The following is a 24,100-nucleotide window of genomic DNA, read 5'->3' as shown; positions in this document are numbered from 1 at the left end:
CGTTCCTCGCGGCAGTCGACCACCGGAAGGCTACGAGCCGTAGCTCTCGGCCTCGCTGCGCTCGATGAACCCGCGCAGGCGAGAGCTGGACGTGTGCAGCGTGTAGGGGAAGTAGACGACGCGTGCGCCGACCTCGGCCATCGCCTGCTCGAGCCGGTCGCCCTTGGCCGAGCCGCGCCAGTCGTCGCCCTTGAAGATCGCGTCGAAGGCCCGGTCGCGCCACGCGACCCGCTTGTCCTCGCTGCGATCGACCACGACCTCGTCGACGAAGCGCAGCGACGAGACGATGTCGAGGCGCTCGGCCAGCGGCACGACGGGCTCGCGGCCCTTGAGCGCCAGCACGTACTCGTCGCTCGCGACGCCCACGACGAGCGTCTCGCAATGCTCACGCGCGCGGCGCAGCAGGTTGAGGTGCCCGACGTGGAACATGTCGAAGACGCCACTGGCGTAGCCGACGCCGACCTCGACCGTCATCACCAGGCTCCCTTGCGGTTGAACACGACGCCGATGGTGCGGAACAGGATCGACAGGTCCATCCGCAGGTTCCAGTTGTTGACGTACATCAGGTCCAGGCGGATCGACTCGTCCCACGACAGGTTCGAGCGGCCGCTGACCTGCCAGAGGCCGGTCATGCCCGGCTTGACGTGCAGCCGGCGCCAGACCCACTGGCTGTACTGCGACGTCTCGCTCTCGAGCGCCGGACGGGGTCCGACGAGCGCCATGTCGCCGAGCAGCACGTTGAACAGCTGGGGCAGCTCGTCGAGCGAGGTCTGGCGCAGCAGCCGGCCGACGCGGGTGACGCGGGGGTCCTGCGTCATCTTGAACAGCGGGCCTGCGCCCTCGTTCAGCTCGCGGAGCTCCTCGACCTTGGCGTCGGCGTCCTCGACCATCGTGCGGAACTTGTAGATCACGAACGGCACGCCGTCCTTGCCGGTGCGCTCCTGCTTGTAGATCACCGAGCCGCGCGTGTCGAACTTGATCGCGAGCGCGATGAGGGCGAGCAGCGGCGCACCGAGCAGCAGTGCGAACACCGCGAAGCTGCGGTCGAAGAACGCCTTGATCGCCTGCGAGACGAGGTGGCTGTTCGGGGGGTCGAGTGCGAGCGCGAGCTGGTCGCCGACCCGCGTGGGCCGCACGAACTCGACGTACTCGTTCATGTCGGTGAGCACGAGGCACTCGATCTCGGCACGCTGCAGGCCCCACGCGAGGTGCCGCAGCGACGGATCTCCGAGTGCCCGATCGGCGGTGATGACGACGCGGGCGCCGCGCACCGTGCGGAGCAGCTTGGGGACGTCGCGCACCACGGAGTTCACCGTCGCGCTGCCGACCGGCAGGCTCGAGTCCCACGTGCAGCGGCCGACCACGACGAGGTCGGGCCGGTCGTCCCAGCGCGCCGCGAGACGGTTGACCGCGTCCGTCGGTCCGACCAGCAGGGTCGGGACCCGACGCATGACCGTGCGGTGGACGAGCGCCGAGGCGACGATCAGTCCGGCCGTGACGGTCAGCACCGTGGCCGCGTTGCGGACCTCGTTCGAGATCGCGTCGTCGACGACCAGGACCACGAGGGCACCGATCGCGAGGGCGGCGACGAGTCGCTTGGCCGGGCGCAAGGACCCGGCACGCTCGTACGCCGGCAGCGCGGCGAGGCTGAAGCCGAGCCAGCCGACGACCGTGGCCGCCAGCAGCGCGAGCGCTCCGGGCGCCATGCCGATCACGAGTCCGGCGAAGACCGTCCCGAACAGGACGGCCACATGGCCGATCAAGCCCTGGCGGACCAGAGCCTCGATCGACGAACGACCCGTCGGGATCCCCGTGAACTCGCGGTGGACGGAAGGAGATCCCACCACGGCGTCACGGGCGATCGGCTCGACGAGCCGCAGCGGAAGGACGGCGTCATCACGTCCGTCGATCGCTGAAGTCATACTTACTCCCCAATGCGAGCCTCGGTACTGTGCGGAACCCCTCCGCGAAGACCGTTCGACCCACCGTCTGTGTCTTGCTATTGGTGCAAGAGCGCGCCCGGTCGCCGTCGATACACGGGCATGAGGAACTCTCCTCGCGCCCCCTGGCTCCCAGTGTCCTTCGGTGCTCTCCCTCGCCGGATCCCCCTCCGACGGCCACCGATGGCCACAAACGCCTCTCGCTTCCTCGAAGTTAGGCCATGACCGAGTCCCATGTCCGGCTATTCGGCAAATTCGATGGTGTAGCGCAAGTCACATCTGATAGGCCACTGGATTCGTGCGTTCGATGGCCTCAGACCATCGATTCCGTACCTGCGAACCGTGTAACCCCAAGTTTCACGGGCGTTGGCAGAGGTCAGTGGTCCTGTCGGTCGATCAGGGGACGTCGTCGAAGGACCACGTCGTGCCCTCGCGCACGACCCGCGCGGGGGCTCCCGCGACGACCACGTTGGGGGGCACTTTCTGGCCCCTGACCACCGCTCGGAGGCCCACGCAGACGTGGTCGGCGATCTCGACATGACCCGTCACGACCGCCTCACGGCACAGCCACACGTGGCGCCCGATCCGGATCGTCGCGCCGAAGGGATTGAGTCGCTCCCCCGTGGCGGCGTCCTCGAGCCGGTGCATGTCGTCGGTCGCGACGTAGACGCCGGCGGCCCACAGCTGGTCGCCCGCCGCGACGATCCTGCCCCCGTTGCGCGCATCGACGACGGGCGATCGCGTCGCCACGACCGGACCGTGCAGCACGATCGACGAGTCCGGCCCGCAGTACACCTCGCCCGCCGTGAGCACGACCCGCTCGTCGAGGAACACCGTGGCCCCGTCGCCCCCGAGCAGCAGGGACGTCAGGTGCACCATCGGGCTGCCGACGACCAGCAGGGCGTTGCGGAACCAGAAGGTCGTGAGGACGTCGAGGACCTGGTCGGGCAGCGAGGCGCCGGGGGCGAGGTACAGCGCGTTGCCCGAGTCGGCCCACCACGAGGGGAACGGGCCGGTCGCACGGCGCCAGGCGACCGCGTCGAGGCGCTCGGGATCGACCCCCGCCTCGAGCAGCCGCGCCCGGTGTGCCGGCGTCAAGGGCTCGTCCATGCGCGCCAGGTCCCAGTTCGTCACGCCGGACATCCTCCCATCCCCGACGGCGGGGAGATCACGAGCCACGCGATTCCCGCGGGCCCGCCTGACGGCACGAGGCCCCGGCACCTGTCGGTGCCGGGGCCTCGCGGTGGTGGGGCTGGACTCAGAAGCCCATGCCGCCCATGTCACCCATGTCGGGAGCGCCGGCCGGGGCCGCGGGCTCCGGCTTGTCGGCCACGACGGCCTCGGTGGTGAGGAACAGCGCGGCGATCGACGCGGCGTTCTGCAGCGCCGAGCGGGTCACCTTCGCCGGGTCGATGATGCCGGTGGCGATCATGTCGACGTACTCACCGGTCGCCGCGTTGAGACCGAAGCCGGCCTCGATGTTGGCGACCTTCTCCGCCACGACGCCGCCCTCGAGGCCGGCGTTGATCGCGATCTGCTTGAGCGGGGCCGAAGCGGCCAGACGCACGATGTTCGCGCCCGTGGCCTCGTCGCCGGTCAGCTCGAGCTTCTCGAACGCCGCCGCGGTGGCCTGGACCAGCGCGACGCCGCCGCCGGGGACGATGCCCTCCTCGACGGCCGCCTTCGCGTTGCGGACGGCGTCCTCGATGCGGTGCTTGCGCTCCTTGAGCTCGACCTCGGTGGCCGCGCCGACCTTGATGACGGCCACGCCGCCGGCCAGCTTGGCGAGGCGCTCCTGCAGCTTCTCGCGGTCGTAGTCCGAGTCGCTGTTCTCGATCTCGGCCTTGATCTGGGCGACGCGGCCCTGGATCTGGGCCTCGTCGCCGCCACCCTCGACGATCGTCGTCTCGTCCTTGGACGTGACGACCTTGCGAGCGGTGCCGAGCAGCGTGAGATCGGCGTTCTCGAGCTTGAGGCCGACCTCCTCGCTGATGACCTCACCACCGGTGAGGATCGCGATGTCGGTCAGCATGGCCTTGCGACGGTCGCCGAAGCCGGGGGCCTTGATGGCGACCGACTTGAACGTGCCCTTGAGCTTGTTGACGATCAGGGTGGCCAGCGCCTCGCCCTCGACGTCCTCGGCGATGATGGCCAGCGGCTTGCCGGTCTGCATGACCTTCTCCAGCACCGGGACCATGTCCTTCACGGTGCTGATCTTGCTGTTGACGATGAGGATGTACGGGTCCTCGAGGACCGTCTCCATGCGCTCGGGGTCCGTGACGAAGTAGCCCGACAGGTGACCCTTGTCGAAGCGCATGCCCTCGGTGAGCTCGAGGTCGAGGCCGAACGTGTTCGACTCCTCGACGGTGATGACGCCCTCCTTGCCGACCTTGTCCATCGCCTCGGCGATGATCTCGCCGACCGTGGTGTCGGCGGCCGAGATGGACGCGGTGGAGGCGATCTGCTCCTTGGTCTCGACGTCCTTGGCCATGCCGAGCAGCTGGCTGCTGATGGCCTCGACGGCGATCTCGATGCCCTTCTTCAGGCCCATCGGGTTGGCGCCGGCGGCCACGTTGCGCAGGCCCTCGCGCACGAGTGCCTGGGCCAGGACGGTGGCGGTCGTCGTGCCGTCGCCCGCGACGTCGTCGGTCTTCTTGGCGACCTCCTTGACGAGCTCGGCGCCGATCTTCTCGTAGGGATCCTCGAGCTCGATCTCCTTGGCGATGCTCACACCGTCGTTCGTGATGGTGGGCGCGCCCCACTTCTTCTCGAGGACGACGTTGCGGCCCTTGGGGCCGAGGGTGACCTTGACGGCGTCGGCGAGCTGGTTCATGCCCCGCTCGAGCCCGCGCCGGGCTTCTTCGTTGAATGCGATGGACTTGGCCATGGGTGCGTTGCTCCAACTGTCGTGGACTGTGGGTGGTCCCAGATCGAGATCTGGCACTCTCACTATACGAGTGCTAATCAACCATCCTCAAGCGGGCCCGCATCCGCATCGTCGGCCTCGCGCTCGCGTCGCTCGTCGACGCGGTCCTTGCGCGCGATCCACACGATCGCGCCGACGAGCGCGAACGCCGGCAGGAATGCCGGGATCGCGAGGAGGGCGATCGCGTGCTGCACGACCATCGTTCGATCCTAGACCGACAGCAGCAGGTAGAGGCCGGCGAACGTGTACGCGACCATCAGCAGCATGAGCGGGATCTGACCGGTCAGCCGCTTCTCGCGCGGCAGCACCGCGAGCGCCCGGTCGTGGGCCGCGACGACCGCCACGACGTGCCCGCCGACGACCGCCACGACCTTGATCGTCGCGACGACCGACGGGTGCAACGACAGCCACAGGTTCGGGTCGGCGTCCAGACCGAGCAGGTCGATCAGGGCGCGCTGGCCCTTCTCGACGAGGTAGGTCGCATAGTGCGCGACGACGTAGCCCACGACGATCGGCACGAGCGTGTGGACGAAGTCGGCGGGCGTCCCGGGGCGGACGGCGACACAGAACGCCAGGCCGACCACGAGAGCGAAGGCCAGCAGCATCGCCGTGTCGGCCGCGGTCGAGGGCTCGCGCCGCTGCCACGTCGAGGAGGCGCTGAAGGAGTCGAACGCCGTCGAGCCGAGCAGCACGGCCACGACGGCGACGAGCCCGCGGTCGACGGGGATGCCGGGCAGCGTGCGCAGGCCGCCGTGCAGCCTCGCGACGACGGCGGAGTAGACGTCGAACGGATCGGCCCGATCGAACCAGCGCGGACCGAACACGACCCCGCCGACGATCGTGACGACCGAGTACGCGACGAGCCACGTGCGGACGGCGGCGACGGACCCCGGATCGGGCGACGCCAGCTCGAGCCACACGAAGGAGAGGAGCCCGACCGCGGCCGGCCAGTAGCCCCAGCCCGCCGGGTACGCCCGCAGGCCGCCCGCCGAGATCCAGCCGGCGACCGTGCGCCACGGCGAGAGGTCGCGCCACACCGGACCGAAGGCGAGCGCCAGCGGGACCAGCCCGACCCACCACCACGTGTAGACGAAGGCGACGGCGCCCGCGACGCGCTGGTCGTCGCCGAGGAACAGCGCCGCGCCGAGCAGGGCCGCGACGACGAGGCCGACGACCGCGAGCCACGCCCGGCGGTGCGGCAGGGCCACGTCGACGCCGACCGGACCCGGACCGGAGTAGCGCGGCTGCTTCCACGCGAACGCCACGACGGCGAACGAGGCGGTCAGCGCCCAGGCCCCGCCGATCGCGGCGTACTCGAACGGGATCGGCAGGTCCGTCTGGCCACCGAGCCCGTGGGTTCCCAGCACGCCGCTACTTCGTCACGACGAGGGTCACGACCGTGACGTCGGCGCGATGGGCCTCGACCGCGATCTGACCGGGCACCGTCGGCGTGTACGTGAACTCCTCGGCCTGCATTCCCGGCTCGACCTCGATCTCCAGCTCCGGCTCGCCGTGGACGTGCAGCTCCTCCTCGGTGTCGCTCGTGACGACGAAGGTGACCTCCTCGCCGACCGGGACGTCGACCTTCTCGCCGTGCGGACTGACGTCGCCGCCGGCGAACGTCACCTCGACCGAGACCGGCTGCGACGACGCCTCGGGCTGGTCGTCGGAGCAGGCCGAGACCAAGAGCAACGCGAGGACGCCGGCCGCGAGGGCGCGCCTCACGCCCGCGCCTCGTGCGCCGACGCGGCCCGCCGACGGGCGTCCTCGTCGGCGATCGCGCGACTGACCCGCGAGGTCGAGACGCCGATGCCGATGAGCATCAGCAGGCTGCAGACCAGCACCAGGAGGTTGCCCGCGCCCCACAGCCAGCCGGGGGTGTCGAGCTTGCGCTCACGCTGCAGGATCTGGATCTCGGGCACGAAGTCGCGCGTGAACGTCGAGGTGACCGCCAGCTCGGGGGCACCGAGCGCGGGGTCCTCGGGCAGGTACACCGGGACTGCGGTGAGCGTCCGGCCGTCCTGCACGCGCACGAGCGTCTTCCAGTTGCCGCCGACGGGGATCGGCTTCGTCGAGCGCCACGTGTTCTCGCCCGTGCGCTCGAGCTGGTCGATCGCGACCCCGGGCGCTCCGCCCTGCCAGGCCATCAGCTGGACCCACGTGTAGTCGTCGTCAACGAGGTCGGCCGGCTCGACGGTCAGCTCGATCTCGACGCCGTCCTCGGACTGCGTCGCGGCGACCGTCGCCGTTGCCTCCTTCGGGACGGAGTACGACAGTCCGTTGGCGACCGCGATGGCCAGCACGAGGACCGAGGCGGTCATGATCGTGCGGGCGATCCGCGGCCGCGGCAGGGTGCCCTCCATGCCCATCGCGAACAGGGCCCCGCACAGACCGGCACCGATCGCGACGGGGACGGTCATGAGCAGTCCCTCGACCCACATGTCGCGCGCCCAGGCGAACGCGAACAGCTGGTCGTTCCAGACTTTCTCGATCGCCGAGCCGAGCGTGCCGATCACGAGGCCCGCGACCGCTCCGAACAGCAGCGGACGGCGCCGCAGGGCCGTCAGCGCGAGCAGCTCGACCAGGACGGCGCTGCCGAGGTAGAGCGGGAAGACGTGGTGGGCCTGGCCGAACACCTCCTCGACCGTGTACGAGACCAACCCGCGCATGAGGAGGAAGAAGAGCGCGGCCATGATGGCCGTCCCCGGACCGCCGTACAGCCGCGCGGCGACGAGGGTGACCGCGGCCGCGAGCGCGATCATGAGCGGCGCGAAGACCATGCGGTACTGCGCGATCCCGAAGTCGAACTCGGCCTGGAACACCGAGAGGCCGATCAGCATCGCGCCGAAGGCGACGGTCAGCGTGATCCGGTGGACGAGGGCCACGTTGCGCGACGAGTCGTCGTAGTCGTCGCTCAGCTGGGCCTCACGGTGCATGAGGACGATGCCCGCGGTGGACAGGCCGGCGCCGCCGATGAGCATGAGGTGCGTCGGGCCCCACAGCGTCACGTCCTGGCCGAACAGCCGGTGCCAGATGTCGTCGAGCGGGAATCCGATCAGCGCGTAGAGCCCGCAGCCGGCGATGAACAGCGCACTGACCGGGGCGTACCACGAGCGCGTGATCCGGACGGAGGCGAGCGAGGGCTTGCGGCCGTCGCGCGTCCACGCGACCGCCGTCAGGCCCCCGACGAACAGGGCGAACAGGCCGATCAGGATCAGGTAGTGGGCCGGGTTGGCCAGCGGGCCCTCGTCACGCCCGCGGCCCGCGTGCAGGCTGACGTCCCACATGAAGCCCAGCAGCGCGATCATGAGCGCGGCTGCGATGAACAGCGCGCAGATCGCCGCCCAGCCGGGGTGGCCCGTGCGGCCCTTCAGCCAGTCGCCGCTGCGCTGCAGCCACTCGATCCGGTGGGTGCGGTGCGCCCAGCCGACCCCGAACAGGAAGGTCGTGATGATGGCGGCGGCGATGGACAGTCCGATGACCTGGTCCAGCGCAGCACCGCCCGCGGGGGCGTAGCCGGCGTCGTTGGCCGTGACGAGCAAGGTGAACACAGCGTCACTGTATGTGACATCTTCGATGTCACATAGCGTTTCGCGTGATTCGTCTCACACCGTGTCGTGACGGGTGTGACCACAGGGGTCTCAGCGCAGTGGCTGGACGTTCTCCGCCTCGCGACCCTTGGGCCCGTCGACGACCTCGAGCTCGACCGTCTGGCCGTCCTCGAGCGTCTTGAACCCGTTGATCGCGATCTTGGACCAGTGGACGAACACGTCGTCCTGACCGTCGACGGCGATGAATCCATAGCCCTTGTCGGCGTTGAACCACTTGACGGTGCCGTGCACCATGAGACCACCTGTCGTGCGGGGAGACCCCCGGCCGGGCCTCCTTCGAGCAAGGGTATCGGCAGTGCCGGAATTCGTTCAGCGCCCGCTCAGCCGCCCGCCACGGCGGGGCTCCGCCCCGCCACCGGGTGGCGGCTCAGCAGGAACCGCCCGCCACGGCGGGGATGATCGAAATCTGGGTGCCCTCGGGGGTCTTGGTGTCGAGGCCGTCGGCGAAACGGACGTCCTCCTCGGCCACGTACACGTTCACGAAGCGGCGCAGCTTGCCGTCCTCGTCGACGATCCGCGCACGAATGCCGGGGTAGGCACCCTCGAGCGAGTCCAGGACGGCGGTGAGGGTCCCGCCCTCGGCGCTGACCTGGGACTCGTCGTCGGTGTAGGTGCGCAGGATCGTGGGAATGCGGACGGACACGGCCATGGTGAAGCTCCTGACGATTCGAAGGGGCGCGGGCTCAGGCGATGCCGGCCGCGGTGAACGCTGCGTAGGTCGGCGCGATCGTCGCGGCGGGCCCGACGGAGCCCGACACGGCATCGAGCGTCTTGAGCCCGTGGCCGGTGTTGATGACGACGGTCTCGAGGGACGGGTCGAGCTGGCCGGTCGCGACGAGCTTCTTCAGCACCGCGACGGTCGTGCCGCCGGCGGTCTCGGTGAAGATGCCCTCGGTGCGCGCCAGCAGCACGATGCCCTCGCGGATCTCGTCGTCGCTGACCTCCTCGACCGCACCCCCGCTCTGGCGGGCGATGTCGAGGACGTAGATGCCGTCGGCGGGGTTGCCGATCGCGAGCGACTTCGCGATCGTGTCGGGCTTGACCGGGCGGATCGCGTCGACGCCGTCCTTGTAGGCGGTCGCGACGGGGTTGCAGCCCTCGGCCTGCGCACCGAAGACCCGGAACGGCTTGTCCTCGACCAGGCCCAGCGCGATCAGCTCGGTGAACGCCTTGTGCACCTTGGTCAGCTGGGAGCCGGAGGCCACGGGGATGACGATCTGGTCGGGCAGGCGCCAGCCGAGCTGCTCGGCGATCTCGTAGCCGAGCGTCTTGGAGCCCTCGGCGTAGAACGGACGGACGTTGACGTTCACGAACGCCCAGCCGTCCTCCTCGCCCGCGATCTCACTGGCGAGCTTGTTGACGTCGTCGTAGTTGCCCTCGACGGCGACGAGGTTCTCGGTGAAGATCGCCGAGTTCACCTGCTTGGGCGTCTCGAGGTTGCTGGGGATGAACACGACCGTGCGGATCCCCGCCCGGGCGCCGGCGGCAGCCACGGCGTTGGCGAGGTTGCCGGTGGAGGGGCACGCGAACACCTTGCTGCCGAACTCGCGGGCGGCGCTCAGGGCGCACGCGACGACGCGGTCCTTGAAGGAGTTCGTCGGGTTGGTGCTGTCGTCCTTGACCCAGAGCTTGGTCAGGCCCAGCTCGGCGGCGAGGTTGCGGGCGTCGAGCAGGCGCGTGAAGCCGGGCTCGAGGTTGGGGCTCGACTCGATGTCGTCGGGCACGGGCAGCAGCGCCTTGTAGCGCCAGATGTTCGCCGGTCCGGACTCGATCTGCTCGCGCGTGACGGTGCCGAAGTCGTAGCCGATCTCCAGCGGGCCGAAACACTCGAAGCACGCGTAGTGCGGGCCGAGCTCGCGGGTGGCGCCGCACTCGCGGCACTTGAGGCAGGTCGCGTTGCCGAAGGCACCCTCGCGCAGGGTGGTGGCGGTGCGGTCGGGAAGCGTGACGCTCACGAGGACTCCATTCATCTCTCCGGGTCGACGTTCGACCGCGGACGGAATTAGCACCTGGCCGCCTGTCGGCTGGTTGCTGGGGCTTCGTCGGGCCGTGTCCCTCTGCCCCTCATGATGAGTGCCCGCTCAGCGTAGGCAGCCGGGCCGGTGCCGCAGAAATCTGAGTCTCAATAGTTGAGACGCAGTATCGTATTGTGAGATCAGGCGCCGAAGGCGTCCGCCAGCCCGGTGAGCCAGGCCGCCAGTTCGCCGGGCCCGTCGAGCACGACGTCCGCCAACGGCACGAGCGCGTCCTGCTCCGCCGACGCCGAGCACACGAGAGTGACCTCCAGTCCGCCCTCGCGCAGCGCGATGCCCTCGTGGAACGCCGGCAGGTCGCCGAGGTCGTCCCCCGCGAACATCACCGCCTCGAGCTCGAGCGACTCGACGAGCCGGCGCAGCGTCTGGCCCTTGTCACTGCCCGGAGGACGCAGCTCGATGACCTGCCGGCCCGGCTCGACGTGCAAACCCAACTGCGTCGCCAGGGCATCGATCTCGGGCCTCAACTGGTCGAGCAGGCCCGGAGCGACGCCGCGGGTGTGCAGCGCGAGCGCCAGGCCCTTGTCCTCGATCCGGACGGCCTGCGCACCGTGCTCCGCGAGCCAGTCCGGGAGCATCGTCGCCAGTTCCTCGATCGGGGCCGGGCGCTCGGGCAGGTGCATCTCGCCGGTCGCCGCGTCCCAGCGCTCGGCGCCGTACTGGCCGCACACGACGAGCCGCTCGAGACCCGATCCCTCCTCGAACCGGCCGAGCCGGCGCACCTGCTCGACGGGGCGACCCGTGATGATCGCGATTCCCGCGAGCACGGGGCCGAGGCGCCGCAGCGCCGCGAGCGACCCGGGGTGGATGTACGCGGCGGTGGGGTCCTCGACGATCGGCGACAGCGTCCCGTCGAAGTCGAGCGCGAGCAGGGTCCGGCCCGGATCGGTCATGGGACGAGTATGCCGCCGACCGCGGGTCGCCCACGAGGCCGCGCGACCCGAGCGGTCAGCGAGCGCTCGTCAGGACGACCGTGAGGTAGGTGCCGGACATGTTCGAGACGGCCGGCATGAGACGCGTGATCGCGAGGTCGCCGCCCAGCAGCTCGGCCTCGGCCTGCTTGCCGGGCGGGTAGTAGACGGTGTCCTGGGGCACCGAGCCGCGCCAGTTGCCGGTGTCGACGACGGTCCAGCCCGCGGCCTGCGCCTGCGCGGAGGCGCGGGCGGCGAGGCCGCCGATGCCGGCCTGGTTGTAGATGACGACGCCGATCGACCGGGTCGCCGCCACGGTCTGCTGCGTCGTCGGCTCGGTGGTCGGTTCAGGGGACGGCTTCGCGGTCGGCTTGGTCGCCTTCTCGGTCTTCTTCGGCTTCGGGGTCGCGGTGGTCGCGGTCGGACCCGCCGTCGTGACGTCCGCCGGGGGCGGATCGTCGGCGCGGACGTGCTTGACGATCGCCAGTCCGCCGGTCACGCCCAGGACGAGCCAGAGCACGGGGAGGGCGACGAGGCCCCAGCTGCGTCGACGCCGGCTCGGCGGTCGGTCGCCGCCGGGAATCTCATCCGGCGACTCGTCCACCTCAGGCGTCGGTTCCCGAGCGACGCGCCTGACGCTGGCGCTGGCGCTGGGCCCGCAGGCGACGCAGTCGCTTGACCAGCAACGGATCGTGCGCGAGGGCGGCCTCGGAGTCGATCAGCGCGTTGAGGGCCTGGTAGTAGTGCGTCGGCGACAGGTCGAACTTGTCGCGGATCGCCTGCTCCTTGGCGCCGGCGTACTTCCACCACAGGCGCTCCAGCTCGAGCATCTCGCCGTCGCGAGCAGACAAGGCCGTGCCATCGCGGTCGCTCAACTCGCCGCGAACCGACTGGTCGTGCTTCTCCACCGCTGCCATGTCTCGCATCGTACCGGCGGAATCACATGGTTGTCATTCGGCTAGCGCGAATCGCCCGCCCCGGACCGATCTGGCCTAGGCTGGGGGTCATGGCGACGAACCCGGCCGAATTCGTGGTGATCGCCAACCGCCTACCCGTCGACCGGCTGATCGGGCCCGACGGCGAGGTGATGTGGCGGACCTCCCCCGGCGGACTGGTCACCGCCCTCGAGCCCGTGATGAAGCGTCAGGGTGGTGCCTGGATCGGCTGGCACGGCGCCTCCGACGAGCAGATGGGCGAGTTCACCAACGACGGCCTGCGGCTCGTGCCGGTCCCGCTCTCCGAGCAGGAGGTCGAGGACTACTACGAGGGCTTCTCCAACGGCACCCTCTGGCCGCTCTACCACGACGTCGTCGTCACTCCGGAGTACCACCGCGAGTGGTGGGACGCGTACGTCGAGGTCAACCAGCGGTTCGCCCGCAAGGCCGCCGAGGTCGCCGCCCAGGGCGCCGTCGTGTGGGTGCAGGACTACCAGCTGCAGCTCGTCCCGCAGATGCTGCGCGAGCTGCGACCCGACCTGCTGATCGGCTTCTTCCTGCACATCCCGTTCCCGCCCACCGAGCTGTTCCAGCAGCTGCCGTGGCGCAAGCAGATCCTCGAGGGCCTGCTCGGCGCCGATCTCGTCGGCTTCCAGATGCCGGGCGCATCGCAGAACTTCGTCCGCCTCGTCCGACGCTTCGTCGGTCACCGCACGGCGAAGGAGACGGTGTTCCTGCCCGACGGCCGCACGGTGCTGGCCAAGGCCTATCCGATCTCGATCGACGCGAAGGGCTTCGAGCAGCTGTCGCGCACCCCCGACGTGATCGCCCGCGCGCAGGAGATCCGCGACAGCATCGGCAACCCGCGCCACGTGCTGATCGGCATCGACCGGCTCGACTACACGAAGGGCCTGCCGCAGCGCCTGCGGGCGTTCGGCGAGCTCGTCAGCGACGGCGTCATCGACGTCGGCGAGGCCGTCTTCGTCCAGGTCGCCACGCCCTCGCGAGAGCGCGTCAAGCAGTACAAGGTGCTGCGCGACGACATCAACCGACTCGTCGGCCGGATCAACGGCGACCTCGGTCGCATCGGGCAGCAGCCGATCCAGTACCTGCACGCCTCGTTCCCGCGCGAGGAGATGGCCGCGATGTACCGCGCGGCCGACGTCATGGTCGTCACCCCGCTGCGCGACGGCATGAACCTCGTGGCCAAGGAGTACATCGCGACGCGCTGGGACGACCGCGGCGGACTCGTGCTGAGCGAGTTCGCGGGAGCGGCCGGCGAGCTGCGCCAGGCCTTCCAGGTCAACCCGCACGACATCAACGGGATGAAGGCCGTGATGCTCGAGGCGATGCGCGCCAGTCCCGTCGACCTGCGCAAGCGGATGCGGGCCCTGCGCAAGCAGGTCATGGAGAACGACATCGAGCGCTGGGCGAACACGTACCTCGCCGAGCTCGCGTCGGTCCGTACCTGACGCGCGGACTGGCAGCATGTGCGCATGACGTCTGAGCTGTCCCCCCGCGTCCGCCGCGGCTACGCCCTCGGCAGCGTCGCGACCGGCACGTTCGGCACCGTCCCCGGCCTCCTGCTGCTGCCGTACCTCACCGACGAGATCGGGATCGCGGCCGCCCTCGCGGGGTTCCTGGTCTTCGCGCCCAAGGCGTGGGACGTCGTGCTCAACCCGATCGCGGGCCGGATCAGCGACCGCTCGACGAATCCCGGCGGACGGCGTCGGCCGTTCCTGCTGCGCGGCGGGCTGACGCTCGCGGTGCTCTTCGCGGTGATGTTCGCCGGCCCGACCGACCCGAAGGCGCTCGGCGCCGCGTGGGTCGCGATCGGGTTCCTCGGGTGCGCCAGCGCCTACGCGTTCTTCCAGGTGCCGTACGTCGCGATGCCGGCCGAGCTGACGCTCGACTACGCCGAGCGGACGCGGCTCATGACGTGGCGGGTCGCGATCCTCGCGCTGACGATCCTGCTGTCGGGGGCCACGGCGCCGATCGTCGCGGACGCGTTCGGCCACGCGGCGATGGGCTGCTACGTCGGACTGATCATCGCGCTCGGCGTCCTCGGTGCCTGGTGGGGCACGAAGGGTGCGCCCGAGCACCCGACGGCGAGCGCTCCGGGCTCGTTCCGCGACCAGTTGCGACTCGTCGCGGCGAACCCCGACTTCCGCGCGGTGCTGGCGACCTTCGTCATGCAGGCCGCGGCGATCGGCACAGTGCTGGCTGGCGTCGCCTACGTCGCGAAGGACCTCCTGGACAGCAGCGCCGCGAGCACCTTCCTGTTCGTCGCCTTCGTCGCGCCCGCCCTGCTCGTCACGCCACTGTGGGAGCGCTTCGCAGCGACCCGCGGCAAGCGGTCCGGGTACGCCGTCTCCACGGTCTTCCTCGTCGTCGGCATGCTCGTCCTGCTGGCCGCCCACTCCGGCTGGCTCGGCCTCACGTACACCGCGGCGGCGATCGTCGGAGTCGGGTACGCGGGCGCCCAGGTCTTCCCGATGGCGATGCTGCCGGACGTGGCCGCCGACGACTCGGCGCGCAGCGGCACGAACCGGATCGGCGTCTTCACCGGCGTGTGGACCGCGGGCGAGACCCTCGGCCTGGCCCTCGGCCCCGGGATCTACGCGGTCGTGCTGGCGCTCGGCGGGTACGTGTCGTCCTCCGGCGACGACGTCGCCCAGCCCGACAGCGCGCGCCTCGCCATCGCCCTGGGCTTCTCCATCGTCCCCGCCGTGCTGGCCGGCGCGAGCCTGCTGCTGCTGCGGGGCTACCGCCTCGACGACCGCCTCCTGGCCTGAGACCCCGCCGCTGGGGCGGTCGGACCCAGCGCACCGCCCCCGGTGGACACGCGGATAGGTTCGGGACGTGACCCCCGATGAGATCCTCGCCGAGCTGCGCGCCCGCGCGGCGGGCGACCTGCCCACGCACGGCGGTCGCACGCTCGCCTACGTCTACGACTCCGGCATCGCCGAGGCGGACGAGGTGGCCAAGAAGGCGCTCGCGATGTACGCCTCGACGAACGGCCTCGACCCGACCGCGTTCCCGAGCCTGCTGTCGATGGAGGCCGACCTCGTGGCGTTCGCGCGGTCGATCCTGCACGCGAGCGACGAGGTCGTCGGCACCGTCACGAGCGGCGGCACCGAGTCGATCCTGCTGGCGGTCCAGACGGCCCGCGACGCCCACCCGGTCGAGCGCCCGGCGATGGTCGTGCCGACCACGATCCACGCCGCGTTCGCGAAGGCCGCCCACTACTTCGGCGTCGAGCTGGTCGCGGTCCCGGTGGGTCCGGACTTCCGCGCCGACGTCCCGGCGATGACGGCCGCGATCGACCGGCTGGGCGAGCGGTGCGTGCTCGTCGCGGTCTCGGCGCCCTCCTACGCGCACGGGGTGATCGACCCCGTCGAGCAGATCGCCGCCGTGACCCGCGAGCGCGGACTGCGACTGCACGTCGACGCCTGCATCGGCGGCTGGGTGCTGCCGTGGTCCGGCACCGACGCGGTGTGGGACTTCGCCGTCGAGGGAGTCACGAGCCTGTCGGTCGACCTGCACAAGTACGCGTACACGCCGAAGGGCGTCTCGCTCCTGCTGCACGCCTCGCCCGCCCTGCGGCGGGCGCAGTACTTCGCCCACGCCGACTGGCCCGGCTACACGATGCTCAACGCCACGATGCAGTCGACGAAGTCGGGCGGACCGCTCGCGGCCGCGTGGGCGGTCGTGAGCCTCATCGGCGACGCCGGTTACCGCGACCTCGTGGCGCGCACGCTCGAAGGCACCCGCGCACTCGTCGAGGGGATCGCCGGGATCGAGCACCTGCACGTCGTGGTCGAGCCGGACTCCTCGCTCATCGCCCTCGGCACCGACGACGCCGTCGACGTGTTCACGATCAGCGACCTCATGCTCGATCGGGGCTGGTTCGTCCAGCCGCAGATGCGGTTCGGCGAGCAGCCGCCGACGCTGCACCTCACGATCTGCGCCGCCACGGCCGCGTCCGTGCCCGAGTTCCTCACGGCGCTGGCCGAGGCGACCGCCGAGGCGGCGACGGCCGGCCCCGTCCCGATCGACCCGTTCCTCGCCGAGGCCGCCGCCGGCCTCGACCCGGACACGCTCGACGACGAGGCGTTCGACGGACTGCTCGCCCTCGCGGGTCTGGCCGGCGCCGGTGGCGAGGTGGCGATCCCCGCGCGGCTCGGCCCGGTCAATGCCCTCGTCGACGTCGCGCCCCCGCGCGTGCGGGAGGCGCTCATGATCGCGTTCCTCGACCGGCTCAGCCGGTAGGTTGGAGCGATGAGCGAGGGCGAGGAGATCGACCGGTTCTGGGCCGCCGCGCGGCACCAACTGCGGATCAACCCCGTGCCCGGATACCTCGGCACGGTCGCCGGCGAGGTCCTGCCGCCGCCCGCGTGGTCGTTCGGCGCGACTCCCGATGTCGCCGAGGCACTGCTCCAACTCGTCCTCGCTGGCACGAAGACGGCCACGGCCGGCTCGCTGTGGGACTACGAGGCCGCGAACGAGCAGATCCCGCAGGTCGGCGATCTGAGCATCGTGCTCGACGGCACGGGCCACCCGCGGGCGCTCATCAAGACCACCGCGGTCGAGGTCGTCCCCTTCGACGAGGTCACCGCGGAGCATGCGTGGCTCGAGGGCGAGGGCGACCGCACGCTGGAGACGTGGCGCGCCGACCACGAGCAGTTCTTCACGGAACATCGCGAGCACGACCGGGAGTTCGAGCCGGGGATGCCGGTCGTGCTCGAGCGCTTCGACCTCGTCTACCCGGTGTGACGGCCATGCCCGACGACACGTGGCGCACCCCGGTCGTGCTGACCGGCACGATCGCGCGACTCGAGCCACTCACGCTCGACCACGCCGCCGGTCTCGCGGCCGCCGGCGACGACCCGGCCGTCTTCGAGCACCTGATCGGCTGGGACGTCATGACCGAGGAGGTCGCCGCCAAGCGGATCGCGTGGTACCTCGCCAACCCCGAGCTCGTGCCGTGGGCGCAGGTCGACCTGCGCACGGGCGAGGTCGCGGGCATGACGACCTTCTACGACGTCAGTCCCGGCCTGCGGACCGTCGCGATCGGTCACACGTGGCTGGGCCGCAGGTTCTGGCGCACCGGGCTCAACACCGAGCTCAAGCTGCTGCTCATGACGCGGGCGTTCGAGGACCTCGGCTGCGTGCGCGTCGTGTGGCACACCGACATCCGCAACACCCGCTCCCAGGCCGCGATCGCACGGCTCGGTGCCGCGGAGGAGGGCGTCATGCGCAAGCACAAGCGGCGCGACGACGGCTCCTGGCGCGACACCGTGACCTTCTCGATGCTCGACGACGAGTGGCCCGCGTCGAAGGCCGCGCTCGAGGAGTCGCTGGCCCGGGGCCGCTGACCCGCTGTCACGCGGCGATCTTGGCCGCCCGCAGGGTTCGTTGGGCGGCGAGCGCCAGCACGAAGGCCGCCACCATCGAGACGATCGTGACGACGAACGCCGGGGTCGGGCCCGACGGACCGAAGGCGCCGTCGGCGGCGCGTCCGGCCACCGAGGCGCCGGCGGCGTAGCCGAGCCCGGTGCCACCGGCCATGAACGTCATCGCCGTGCCGATGCGCGCGGGCGGCACGATCAGCCCGGCGAGCGCGAACGCGCTGATCAGGTAGGGAGCGACGGCGAAGCCCATCAGGGCGATCGTCGCGACGAGCTGCGGGATCGTGTGCACGAACAGCAGCGGCAGCGCGAGCACGATCATCGCCCCCGCGGACCACGCCATCCGGGTCGCGTAGAGCACTCGGGCGGGCACGGCTGCCATCGAGAGACCGGCGACCATGCTGCCGATGCCGAGCACGGCGTGGATCAGGCCGGCCACGTCCGGGTGGCCCTGCGCCGTCGCGAGCGCGGTCGTGCCGGTCTGGATGCTGCCGAACAGCATTCCCATGAGGAACACCGCGAGGGCCAGCACGAGGAAGGCCGCGGTCCACAGCTTCACGCCGTGCGTGTCCTCGTGCTCGCTGCGCCGCGGCACGAGCTCGGAGGTGGGGTGCAGCGCGAACGCCGAGCCGAACACCACGAGCAGACCCGCGGCCGCGAGCAGCGCCCCGTCGGCTCCCACGAGCACGCCGATCACGCCGACGAGCGCCGGTCCGAGGACGAACGAGGCCTCGTCGGCGGCGCCCTCGTAGGAGAAGGCGAGATCGACGTAGCGGTCCACCTCGCCGGTGGACAGTCGGCCCTCGTCGACGCGGCGGCGCAGCACGGGTCGCCAGCGCACCCGGGCGAGCGGGCCGACCTGGGGCAGCGCCAGCCCAGTGATCGCGGCCATCGCGAGCAGGTTGGAGGTCGCGGCGTCCTGCCGGGCCAGCAGGACGATCGCGGCCAGACCGATCGCACCCGCGACCGACTGGACCAGGACGACGGCACGCTGGCCGATCTGGTCGGCGGCCGCGCCGAAGACCGGGGAGCCGAGCGCGTTCGCAACGGCCAGCGCTCCGGCGGTGGCTCCGGCGGTCCCGTACGAGCCCGTGGTCTGGGCGATGAGCAGGAGCACGCCCATCTGGCTCATCGCGAGCGGAATGCGCCCGAGGAAGGCGACCACGACGAACGAGGCGCCGGCGGCGCCCCAGAGGCTGCGGTACGAGGAGAGAGCGGAAGACACAACCGGCCCAGCCTACCGGGGCGGTCGTGAAGCGGTGGGTCAAGAACGCTCGGTGCCCGTGGGCGGTGAGTTACGCACCTCTGACCGCCCCGGAGGGTTCGCCAGACACCGCCCACCCCGAGGAGCGGTGAGCTACGCACCTCTGACCGCCCCGGAGGGTTCGCCAGACACCGCCCACCCCGGGGAGCGGTGAGTTACGCACCCGACCAGCCTCGCGAGGGTGCGTCAGGCACCGCCCACGCCGGGGCCCTAGGCTCGATGCGTGATCGACGCCGGGCTCAAGCGCGCACGCATGGCGACCTCGTCGCTGCTGTTCACGAACGGCTTCCTGCTCGGCGCCTGGATCGTCCACATCCCCGTGATCATGGACCGCACGGACATCTCGGCGGCGACCCTCGGCACCCTGTTGCTCTGGATGGGCGTGTGCGCGTGGCTCGGCATGCAGGCCGCCGGCTTCTTCGTCGATCGCACCGGTAGCGCGCGGGCGGTCACCGCCGCCCTGCTCGCGATGTGCGGTGCGGTCGTGCTGCCGGGAGTCGCCACGAACGTGTGGGCCCTCGCCGCCGCCCTCGCACTCCTGGGCGCGTCCAACGGCATCGTCGACGTCGCGCAGAACGCCCAGGCGGTCACGGTCGAGCGCGCGTACGGCCGGCCGATCATGTCGTCGGTCCACGCGTGGTTCTCCGCCGGCGGCTTCGCGGCCTCGACGATCGGCGGCCTCATGCTCGCCGCCGGATGGCCCGTGCCCGTGGACTTCGTCGTCTTCGCCGTGATCGGGCTCGTGCTCGTCGTCGTGGTCCGGCCGCACCTGCTCGACCACGACGTGCAGGAGGAGCACGAGCGCGGTGCACGGCCGCCCTGGACCGGCCGCATCGTCCTGCTCGGCGCGCTCGCGTTCGCGCTCATGCTCGCCGAGGGCGTCGCGTACGACTGGAGCACGGTGCACCTGCGCGACGAGCTCGGCACGACCGCGGCCGTCGCCGCGGTCGCCTACGGCGCGTTCAGCCTCACGATGTTCACGACGCGACTCGTCGTCGACCGGGTCGTGGAGCGCACCGGACCGGGCCGGTTCGTCCGTTGGGCCGCGCTCGTCGGCGCCCTCGGCCTCGCGATCGCGATCGTCGCTCCGACACCGCCGGTCGCGATCGTCGGCTGGGCGGTCGTCGGATTCGGTCTCGCGGGGTGCGTGCCCCAGTTCTTCAGCGCGGCCGGCAACGTCGATCCCCGGCACGGCGCGGCGATCATCGCCCGCGTCACGGGCATGGGCTACGTCGCCCTGCTCAGCGGTCCGTCGATCATCGGCCTGCTGACGCACTGGGTGTCGCTCACGACGGCCTTCCTCGTCCCGTTCGCGCTGTGCCTCGTCGCCAGCGCCCTCGCCCCGCGCGCCCTCGAGGCGGACCGATGACCCTCGAGGGCCTGATGGCGCCGGACTGGGCCGAGGCGATGGCGCCCGTCGAGGACGCTGTCCACGCGATGGGCGAGTTCCTCCGGCAGGAGATCGCCGCCGGGAACAGCTACCTGCCCGAGCCCGACGCGATCTTCCGCGCCTTCCGGACCCCGATGGCGGAGGTCCGCGTGCTCATCACCGGCCAGGACCCCTACCCGACGCCCGGCCACCCGATGGGGCTGTCCTTCTCGGTGCGGCCCGACGTCCGACCGCTCCCGCGCAGCCTCGTCAACATCTACACCGAGCTGCAGGCCGACCTCGGTATCGCGCCGGCCGCGCACGGCGACCTGTCGGCCTGGGCCGACCGCGGGGTGATGCTGCTCAACCGGTGCCTCACCGTGCGCCCGGGACAGCCCGCCAGTCACCGCGGCAAGGGCTGGGAGACCGTGACCGACCGCGCGATCGCCGCCCTCGTCGAGCGGGGCGGCCCGCTCGTCGCGATCCTGTGGGGGCGCGATGCGCAGTCGCTGGCCCCGCGACTCGGGGCGGTGCCGCGGATCGAGTCGGCGCATCCCAGCCCGCTCTCGGCCTCGCGCGGGTTCTTCGGATCGCGGCCCTTCAGCCGTGCCGACGACGCGCTGCGAGCCCAGGGCGCTGAGCCAGTCGACTGGCGGTTGCCGGGCTAGGGTGAACGCGTGAGCGAGACTCGAATCCGCGACCGCGCGGCCGTCATCGACCGCGGCTTCGCGGTCGCCCAGAAGTGGGGGCTGCGGCTCGTCGTCCTGGCCGCCGGACTGTTCGTCCTGGGCTGGTTCATCGGCCACACGTGGGTGGTCTGGTTCCCGGTCTGCCTCGCGCTGCTGTTCGCCACCGTCCTCGGACCGCCGGCCCAGCGCCTGCGCAAGGCCGGTCTGCCGGCCGCCGCCTCGGCCGGCATCGTCATGCTCGCCTTCCTGGCCGCCCTCGTGTTCCTGTTCTCGATCCTGATCCCGCAGCTCGTCGAGCAGTCCCCCGAGATCGCCAACCGCGCCGCCAGCGGCGTGGCCGAGATCCAGGACTGGCTCATCAGCGGCCCCCTGAACATCGAGCAGGGCCAGATCACGAACGCCCTGAACAACGTCGAGCAGTGGCTCAAGGACAGCGCCCTGGACATCAGCACCGGCGCCATCGGAGTCGTGGGCGCCGCGACCGGCGTCCTCGTCAACACGGTCCTCGTGCTGATCCTCACGTTCCTGTTCATCAAGGACGGCCACCGCTTCCTGCCGTGGGTCGAGAAGCTGGGTGGCCACCGCGCCGGCGGTCACCTGCGCGAGATGCTCAGCCGGGCCTGGACGACACTCGGCGGCTTCATCCGCACGCAGGCGCTCGTCGCCTTCATCGACGCCGCGCTCATCGGTGCCGCGCTCGCGATCGTGGGCCAGCCGCTGTGGGTGCCGCTGGCCGTCATCACGTTCCTCGGCGGGTTCATCCCGATCGTGGGCGCCTTCGCCTCGGGTGCCATCGCCGTGCTCGTGACGCTCGTGACGAACTCGCCGAAGGACGCGCTCATCGTCCTGATCGTGATCATCGTGGTGCAGCAGCTCGAGGGGAACGTGCTCTCGCCGATGCTCCAGGGCAAGAGCATGGACCTGCACCCCGCGATCGTGCTGATGTCCGTCACGGCCGGCGGCGCGATGTTCGGCATCACGGGCGCGTTCCTGGCGGTGCCGGTCGCCGCCACCGTCGCGTCGATCCTGCGGTACGCCAACGAGCGCATCGACGAGGCGCTGCTGACCGACGCCGACGACGCGGGCTTCTCACCGACACCAGCCGACCGGGAGCTGGACGTCCGGGCCGTCGCCGGAACCGAGGAGCCGGACGACGCCTGACGGGCTCAGTCGAAGACGACCGTCTTCATCCCGTTGAGCAGCACGCGGTGCTCGGCGTGGGCGCGCACCGCGTGGACGAGGGCTCCGGCCTCGAGGTCCTGACCCATCGCGGCCAGCTGCGCGGCCGAGGAGCGGTGGTCGACGCGGCGGAAGTCCTGCTCGATGATCGGCCCCTCGTCGAGGTCGGCCGTCACGTAGTGGGCCGTCGCGCCGATGACCTTCACGCCGTGCCGGTGTGCCTGCTCGTACGGACGGGCTCCCTTGAAGCTGGGCAGCAGCGAGTGGTGGATGTTGATCGCGCGGCCGTGCACCGCCCGGCACATCCGGTCCGACAGGATCTGCATGTACCGCGCGAGGATGAGCGACTCGGCGCCGGTGCGCTCCATCAGGTCGAGCACGAACTGCTCGGCGTCCGCCTTCGTCTCGGCCGTGACCTCGACCTGGTGGAAGTCGATGCCGTGCCACTCGACGACGTCGCGCCAGTCGGGGTGGTTCGACACGACCGCCACGATCTCGATCGGCAACTGGCCCTCGCGCGTGCGGAAGAGCAGGTTGTTGAGGACGTGGCCCTGCTTCGACACCATGACGACGACCCGCAGCGGGGCGCTCGCATCGTGCAGCTCCCAGTCCATGTCGAACGGCTCGAGGGCGGGCTCGAGGACGGCGCGCACGGCCTCGATCGGCACGTCGCGGTCGGCGGCGAACCGCACCCGCATGAAGAAGCGCAGGGTGTCGGGATCGGCGTACTGCTGGCTCTCGGTGATCGTCCAGTCGTCCGCGGCGAGGGTCGACGCGATCGTCGCGACGATGCCGACCCGGTCGGGGCACACGAACGTCAGGATGAAGTCGCTGTGCGCCGAGGGGTTCTCCATGAGTCGAATCCTCTCAGGCCGGGCCGTTCGACGTGTCAGGTACGCGTCGTGAGGATCACGGTGAGGTACGCCGCGTACGCCAGCACGAAGGCGATGCCCTCGGCGCGCGAGACCCGGCGCCCCGTCATGAAGACGGGGATCAGCACCACGGCGACGAAGGCCATGACCGGCAGGTCGACCCGGATCAGCTCGCTCGTCACCTCCAGCGGAGCGGTGATCGCGGTGATGCCCAGGATGAGCGCGATGTTGTAGACGCTCGACCCGATCAGGTTTCCGACGGCGATGTCCCGCTCCCCGCGCAGGGTCGAGAGCACCGTCGTCACGAGCTCGGGCGCCGACGAGCCGATCGCGACGACGGTCAGGCCGATGACCACCTCGCTCACGCCGAGCTGCGTCGCGAGGTCGACCGCGCCGACGACGAGCCAGTCGGCGCCGACCACCACGACCGCGAGTCCTCCACCGATCAGCAGCAGGTCGCGACCCAGGCTGCCGGCGACCGGGGCCGGCGCCTCGATGTCGTCGCGAGCCGGATCGCGCACCGCCATCAGGACCACCGCGAGCGTGTAGGCGATCGCCACGACGAGCAGCAGCACCCCCTCGGTGCGCGAGAGCAGCCCGTCGAGGCACAGGATCACGAGCAGCACCGACACGACGGCCACGACGGGCAGCTCGAATCGGATCGTGCGCAGCGCGATCGTCAGCGGCACCATCGCCGCGGACAGCCCCAGGATCAGCAGCAGGTTGACGATGTTCGTCCCGGCGATGTTGCCGACCGCGAGCGGTCCGGCGCCGCGAGACGCCGCGTCGATGCCGATCGCCAGCTCCGGCAGGCTCGTGCCGATCGAGACGACCGTGAGGCCCACGACGATCGGCGGGATGCCGAGCCGGCTGGCGAGCGTCGAGCCGCCGCGAACGAGCAGCTCGGCACCCAGGACGAGGGCGACCAGCCCGACGACCACGAGCAGCACCGGCATGTCG

25 protein-coding genes and 1 riboswitch are annotated in these 24,100 nt (G+C 70.9%); of the genes, 8 read left to right on the top strand and 17 right to left on the bottom strand.

Going from position 1 to position 24,100, the window contains the following annotated elements:
* Positions 1-30 precede the first annotated feature (30 nt).
* The 14 genes from ACT26F_RS15715 to ACT26F_RS15650 form a co-directional block, all read right to left on the bottom strand.
* A complete protein-coding gene (locus ACT26F_RS15715; protein ID WP_471671487.1) occupies positions 31-474 on the bottom strand; it encodes an FAD synthase family protein in 444 nt (147 codons plus the stop codon).
* Positions 474-1,922, bottom strand: coding sequence for an exopolysaccharide biosynthesis polyprenyl glycosylphosphotransferase (locus tag ACT26F_RS15710; RefSeq protein WP_471671486.1), 1,449 nt, complete (start codon positions 1,920-1,922; stop codon positions 474-476). The genes ACT26F_RS15715 and ACT26F_RS15710 overlap by 1 nt, the downstream gene beginning before the upstream one ends.
* A gap of 414 nt (positions 1,923-2,336) precedes the next feature.
* Entirely contained in the window at positions 2,337-3,083 is a 747-nt protein-coding gene (locus tag ACT26F_RS15705) for an acyltransferase (protein WP_471671485.1), read from the bottom strand.
* A gap of 115 nt (positions 3,084-3,198) precedes the next feature.
* Entirely contained in the window at positions 3,199-4,827 is a 1,629-nt protein-coding gene (gene groL / locus ACT26F_RS15700) for a chaperonin GroEL (protein ID WP_471671484.1), read from the bottom strand.
* A 77-nt stretch (positions 4,828-4,904) separates the two neighbouring features.
* The gene (locus ACT26F_RS15695; protein WP_471671483.1) at positions 4,905-5,066 is read right to left on the bottom strand and encodes a hypothetical protein; all 162 of its coding nucleotides are present in this window, start codon (positions 5,064-5,066) and stop codon (positions 4,905-4,907) included.
* 9 nt (positions 5,067-5,075) lie between these two features.
* Complete coding sequence (locus ACT26F_RS15690) at positions 5,076-6,233, bottom strand: hypothetical protein (RefSeq protein WP_471671482.1); 1,158 nt, start codon at positions 6,231-6,233, stop codon at positions 5,076-5,078.
* 4 nt (positions 6,234-6,237) lie between these two features.
* A complete protein-coding gene (locus tag ACT26F_RS15685; RefSeq protein ID WP_471671481.1) occupies positions 6,238-6,591 on the bottom strand; it encodes a hypothetical protein in 354 nt (117 codons plus the stop codon).
* The gene (locus ACT26F_RS15680) at positions 6,588-8,417 is read right to left on the bottom strand and encodes a hypothetical protein (RefSeq protein WP_471671480.1); all 1,830 of its coding nucleotides are present in this window, start codon (positions 8,415-8,417) and stop codon (positions 6,588-6,590) included. Before ACT26F_RS15680 ends, ACT26F_RS15685 begins: the two co-directional genes overlap by 4 nt.
* A gap of 90 nt (positions 8,418-8,507) precedes the next feature.
* Positions 8,508-8,711: a cold-shock protein gene (locus tag ACT26F_RS15675; RefSeq protein WP_471671479.1), complete on the bottom strand. Its 204-nt coding sequence runs from the start codon at positions 8,709-8,711 to the stop codon at positions 8,508-8,510.
* A gap of 133 nt (positions 8,712-8,844) precedes the next feature.
* The gene (locus ACT26F_RS15670) at positions 8,845-9,126 is read right to left on the bottom strand and encodes a MoaD/ThiS family protein (protein ID WP_471671478.1); all 282 of its coding nucleotides are present in this window, start codon (positions 9,124-9,126) and stop codon (positions 8,845-8,847) included.
* A gap of 34 nt (positions 9,127-9,160) precedes the next feature.
* Complete coding sequence (thrC, locus tag ACT26F_RS15665) at positions 9,161-10,432, bottom strand: threonine synthase (protein ID WP_471671477.1); 1,272 nt, start codon at positions 10,430-10,432, stop codon at positions 9,161-9,163.
* An 8-nt stretch (positions 10,433-10,440) separates the two neighbouring features.
* A riboswitch (SAM riboswitch) is annotated at positions 10,441-10,553 on the bottom strand.
* A gap of 79 nt (positions 10,554-10,632) precedes the next feature.
* Entirely contained in the window at positions 10,633-11,403 is a 771-nt protein-coding gene (gene otsB / locus ACT26F_RS15660) for a trehalose-phosphatase (protein ID WP_471671476.1), read from the bottom strand.
* Between the two features lie 55 nt (positions 11,404-11,458).
* Positions 11,459-12,025 (bottom strand): LytR C-terminal domain-containing protein, encoded by a 567-nt coding sequence (locus tag ACT26F_RS15655; RefSeq protein WP_471671475.1) that lies wholly within the window; start codon positions 12,023-12,025, stop codon positions 11,459-11,461.
* Position 12,026: 1 nt separating this feature from the next.
* Positions 12,027-12,251, bottom strand: a complete 225-nt coding sequence (locus ACT26F_RS15650; RefSeq protein ID WP_471671699.1) for a DUF3263 domain-containing protein — start codon at positions 12,249-12,251, stop codon at positions 12,027-12,029.
* Between the two features lie 176 nt (positions 12,252-12,427).
* On the opposite strand from ACT26F_RS15650, the gene ACT26F_RS15645 reads away from it, so the two are divergent.
* The 5 genes from ACT26F_RS15645 (at position 12,428) to ACT26F_RS15625 (ending at position 17,734) form a co-directional block, all read left to right on the top strand.
* Positions 12,428-13,828 (top strand): alpha,alpha-trehalose-phosphate synthase (UDP-forming), encoded by a 1,401-nt coding sequence (locus ACT26F_RS15645; RefSeq protein ID WP_471671474.1) that lies wholly within the window; start codon positions 12,428-12,430, stop codon positions 13,826-13,828.
* 24 nt (positions 13,829-13,852) lie between these two features.
* A complete protein-coding gene (locus ACT26F_RS15640) occupies positions 13,853-15,151 on the top strand; it encodes an MFS transporter (RefSeq protein WP_471671473.1) in 1,299 nt (432 codons plus the stop codon).
* Positions 15,152-15,218: 67 nt separating this feature from the next.
* The gene (locus tag ACT26F_RS15635; protein WP_471671472.1) at positions 15,219-16,628 is read left to right on the top strand and encodes a pyridoxal phosphate-dependent decarboxylase family protein; all 1,410 of its coding nucleotides are present in this window, start codon (positions 15,219-15,221) and stop codon (positions 16,626-16,628) included.
* A gap of 9 nt (positions 16,629-16,637) precedes the next feature.
* Positions 16,638-17,132, top strand: a complete 495-nt coding sequence (locus tag ACT26F_RS15630) for an ASCH domain-containing protein (RefSeq protein ID WP_471671471.1) — start codon at positions 16,638-16,640, stop codon at positions 17,130-17,132.
* Between the two features lie 5 nt (positions 17,133-17,137).
* Positions 17,138-17,734 carry a GNAT family N-acetyltransferase gene (locus tag ACT26F_RS15625; RefSeq protein ID WP_471671698.1) on the top strand — a complete coding sequence of 199 codons (597 nt, stop codon included), beginning with the start codon at positions 17,138-17,140 and terminating at the stop codon, positions 17,732-17,734.
* 7 nt (positions 17,735-17,741) lie between these two features.
* On the opposite strand, the gene ACT26F_RS15620 is transcribed toward ACT26F_RS15625, so the two are convergent.
* A complete protein-coding gene (locus ACT26F_RS15620; RefSeq protein ID WP_471671470.1) occupies positions 17,742-18,992 on the bottom strand; it encodes an MFS transporter in 1,251 nt (416 codons plus the stop codon).
* A gap of 262 nt (positions 18,993-19,254) precedes the next feature.
* On the opposite strand from ACT26F_RS15620, the gene ACT26F_RS15615 reads away from it, so the two are divergent.
* From ACT26F_RS15615 to ACT26F_RS15605, 3 genes are read left to right on the top strand one after another with little or no spacing between them, the layout of a single operon-like run.
* Positions 19,255-20,400, top strand: a complete 1,146-nt coding sequence (locus ACT26F_RS15615; RefSeq protein WP_471671469.1) for an MFS transporter — start codon at positions 19,255-19,257, stop codon at positions 20,398-20,400.
* Positions 20,397-21,068 (top strand): uracil-DNA glycosylase, encoded by a 672-nt coding sequence (locus tag ACT26F_RS15610; protein ID WP_471671468.1) that lies wholly within the window; start codon positions 20,397-20,399, stop codon positions 21,066-21,068. The genes ACT26F_RS15615 and ACT26F_RS15610 overlap by 4 nt, the downstream gene beginning before the upstream one ends.
* Positions 21,069-21,077: 9 nt before the next feature.
* Positions 21,078-22,250 (top strand): AI-2E family transporter, encoded by a 1,173-nt coding sequence (locus ACT26F_RS15605; protein WP_471671467.1) that lies wholly within the window; start codon positions 21,078-21,080, stop codon positions 22,248-22,250.
* 5 nt (positions 22,251-22,255) lie between these two features.
* Here the strand turns inward: ACT26F_RS15605 and purU are convergent, their stop codons facing one another.
* Positions 22,256-23,122, bottom strand: a complete 867-nt coding sequence (gene purU / locus ACT26F_RS15600; RefSeq protein ID WP_471671466.1) for a formyltetrahydrofolate deformylase — start codon at positions 23,120-23,122, stop codon at positions 22,256-22,258.
* 35 nt (positions 23,123-23,157) lie between these two features.
* Positions 23,158-24,096, bottom strand: a complete 939-nt coding sequence (locus ACT26F_RS15595; protein WP_471671465.1) for a calcium/sodium antiporter — start codon at positions 24,094-24,096, stop codon at positions 23,158-23,160.
* Between the last annotated feature and the right edge of the window lie 4 nt (positions 24,097-24,100).

Source organism: Aeromicrobium sp. SP1 (assembly GCF_055663785.1).
Note: the sequence above shows the minus strand (reverse complement) of the source record. Positions and strands in the feature narration are given on the sequence as shown.

Coding starts and splice junctions, on each gene's coding strand:
- ACT26F_RS15650 (WP_471671699.1), bottom strand. CDS start 12,251: ATGCTCGAGCTGGAGCGCCTGTGGTGGAAGTACGCCGGCGCCAAGGAG.
- ACT26F_RS15675 (WP_471671479.1), bottom strand. CDS start 8,711: ATGGTGCACGGCACCGTCAAGTGGTTCAACGCCGACAAGGGCTATGGA.
- ACT26F_RS15630 (WP_471671471.1), top strand. CDS start 16,638: ATGAGCGAGGGCGAGGAGATCGACCGGTTCTGGGCCGCCGCGCGGCAC.
- ACT26F_RS15595 (WP_471671465.1), bottom strand. CDS start 24,096: ATGCCGGTGCTGCTCGTGGTCGTCGGGCTGGTCGCCCTCGTCCTGGGT.
- ACT26F_RS15625 (WP_471671698.1), top strand. CDS start 17,138: ATGCCCGACGACACGTGGCGCACCCCGGTCGTGCTGACCGGCACGATC.
- groL (WP_471671484.1), bottom strand. CDS start 4,827: ATGGCCAAGTCCATCGCATTCAACGAAGAAGCCCGGCGCGGGCTCGAG.
- ACT26F_RS15640 (WP_471671473.1), top strand. CDS start 13,853: ATGACGTCTGAGCTGTCCCCCCGCGTCCGCCGCGGCTACGCCCTCGGC.
- ACT26F_RS15705 (WP_471671485.1), bottom strand. CDS start 3,083: ATGTCCGGCGTGACGAACTGGGACCTGGCGCGCATGGACGAGCCCTTG.
- otsB (WP_471671476.1), bottom strand. CDS start 11,403: ATGACCGATCCGGGCCGGACCCTGCTCGCGCTCGACTTCGACGGGACG.
- ACT26F_RS15710 (WP_471671486.1), bottom strand. CDS start 1,922: ATGACTTCAGCGATCGACGGACGTGATGACGCCGTCCTTCCGCTGCGG.
- ACT26F_RS15715 (WP_471671487.1), bottom strand. CDS start 474: ATGACGGTCGAGGTCGGCGTCGGCTACGCCAGTGGCGTCTTCGACATG.
- ACT26F_RS15645 (WP_471671474.1), top strand. CDS start 12,428: ATGGCGACGAACCCGGCCGAATTCGTGGTGATCGCCAACCGCCTACCC.
- ACT26F_RS15670 (WP_471671478.1), bottom strand. CDS start 9,126: ATGGCCGTGTCCGTCCGCATTCCCACGATCCTGCGCACCTACACCGAC.
- purU (WP_471671466.1), bottom strand. CDS start 23,122: ATGGAGAACCCCTCGGCGCACAGCGACTTCATCCTGACGTTCGTGTGC.
- ACT26F_RS15695 (WP_471671483.1), bottom strand. CDS start 5,066: ATGGTCGTGCAGCACGCGATCGCCCTCCTCGCGATCCCGGCATTCCTG.
- ACT26F_RS15610 (WP_471671468.1), top strand. CDS start 20,397: ATGACCCTCGAGGGCCTGATGGCGCCGGACTGGGCCGAGGCGATGGCG.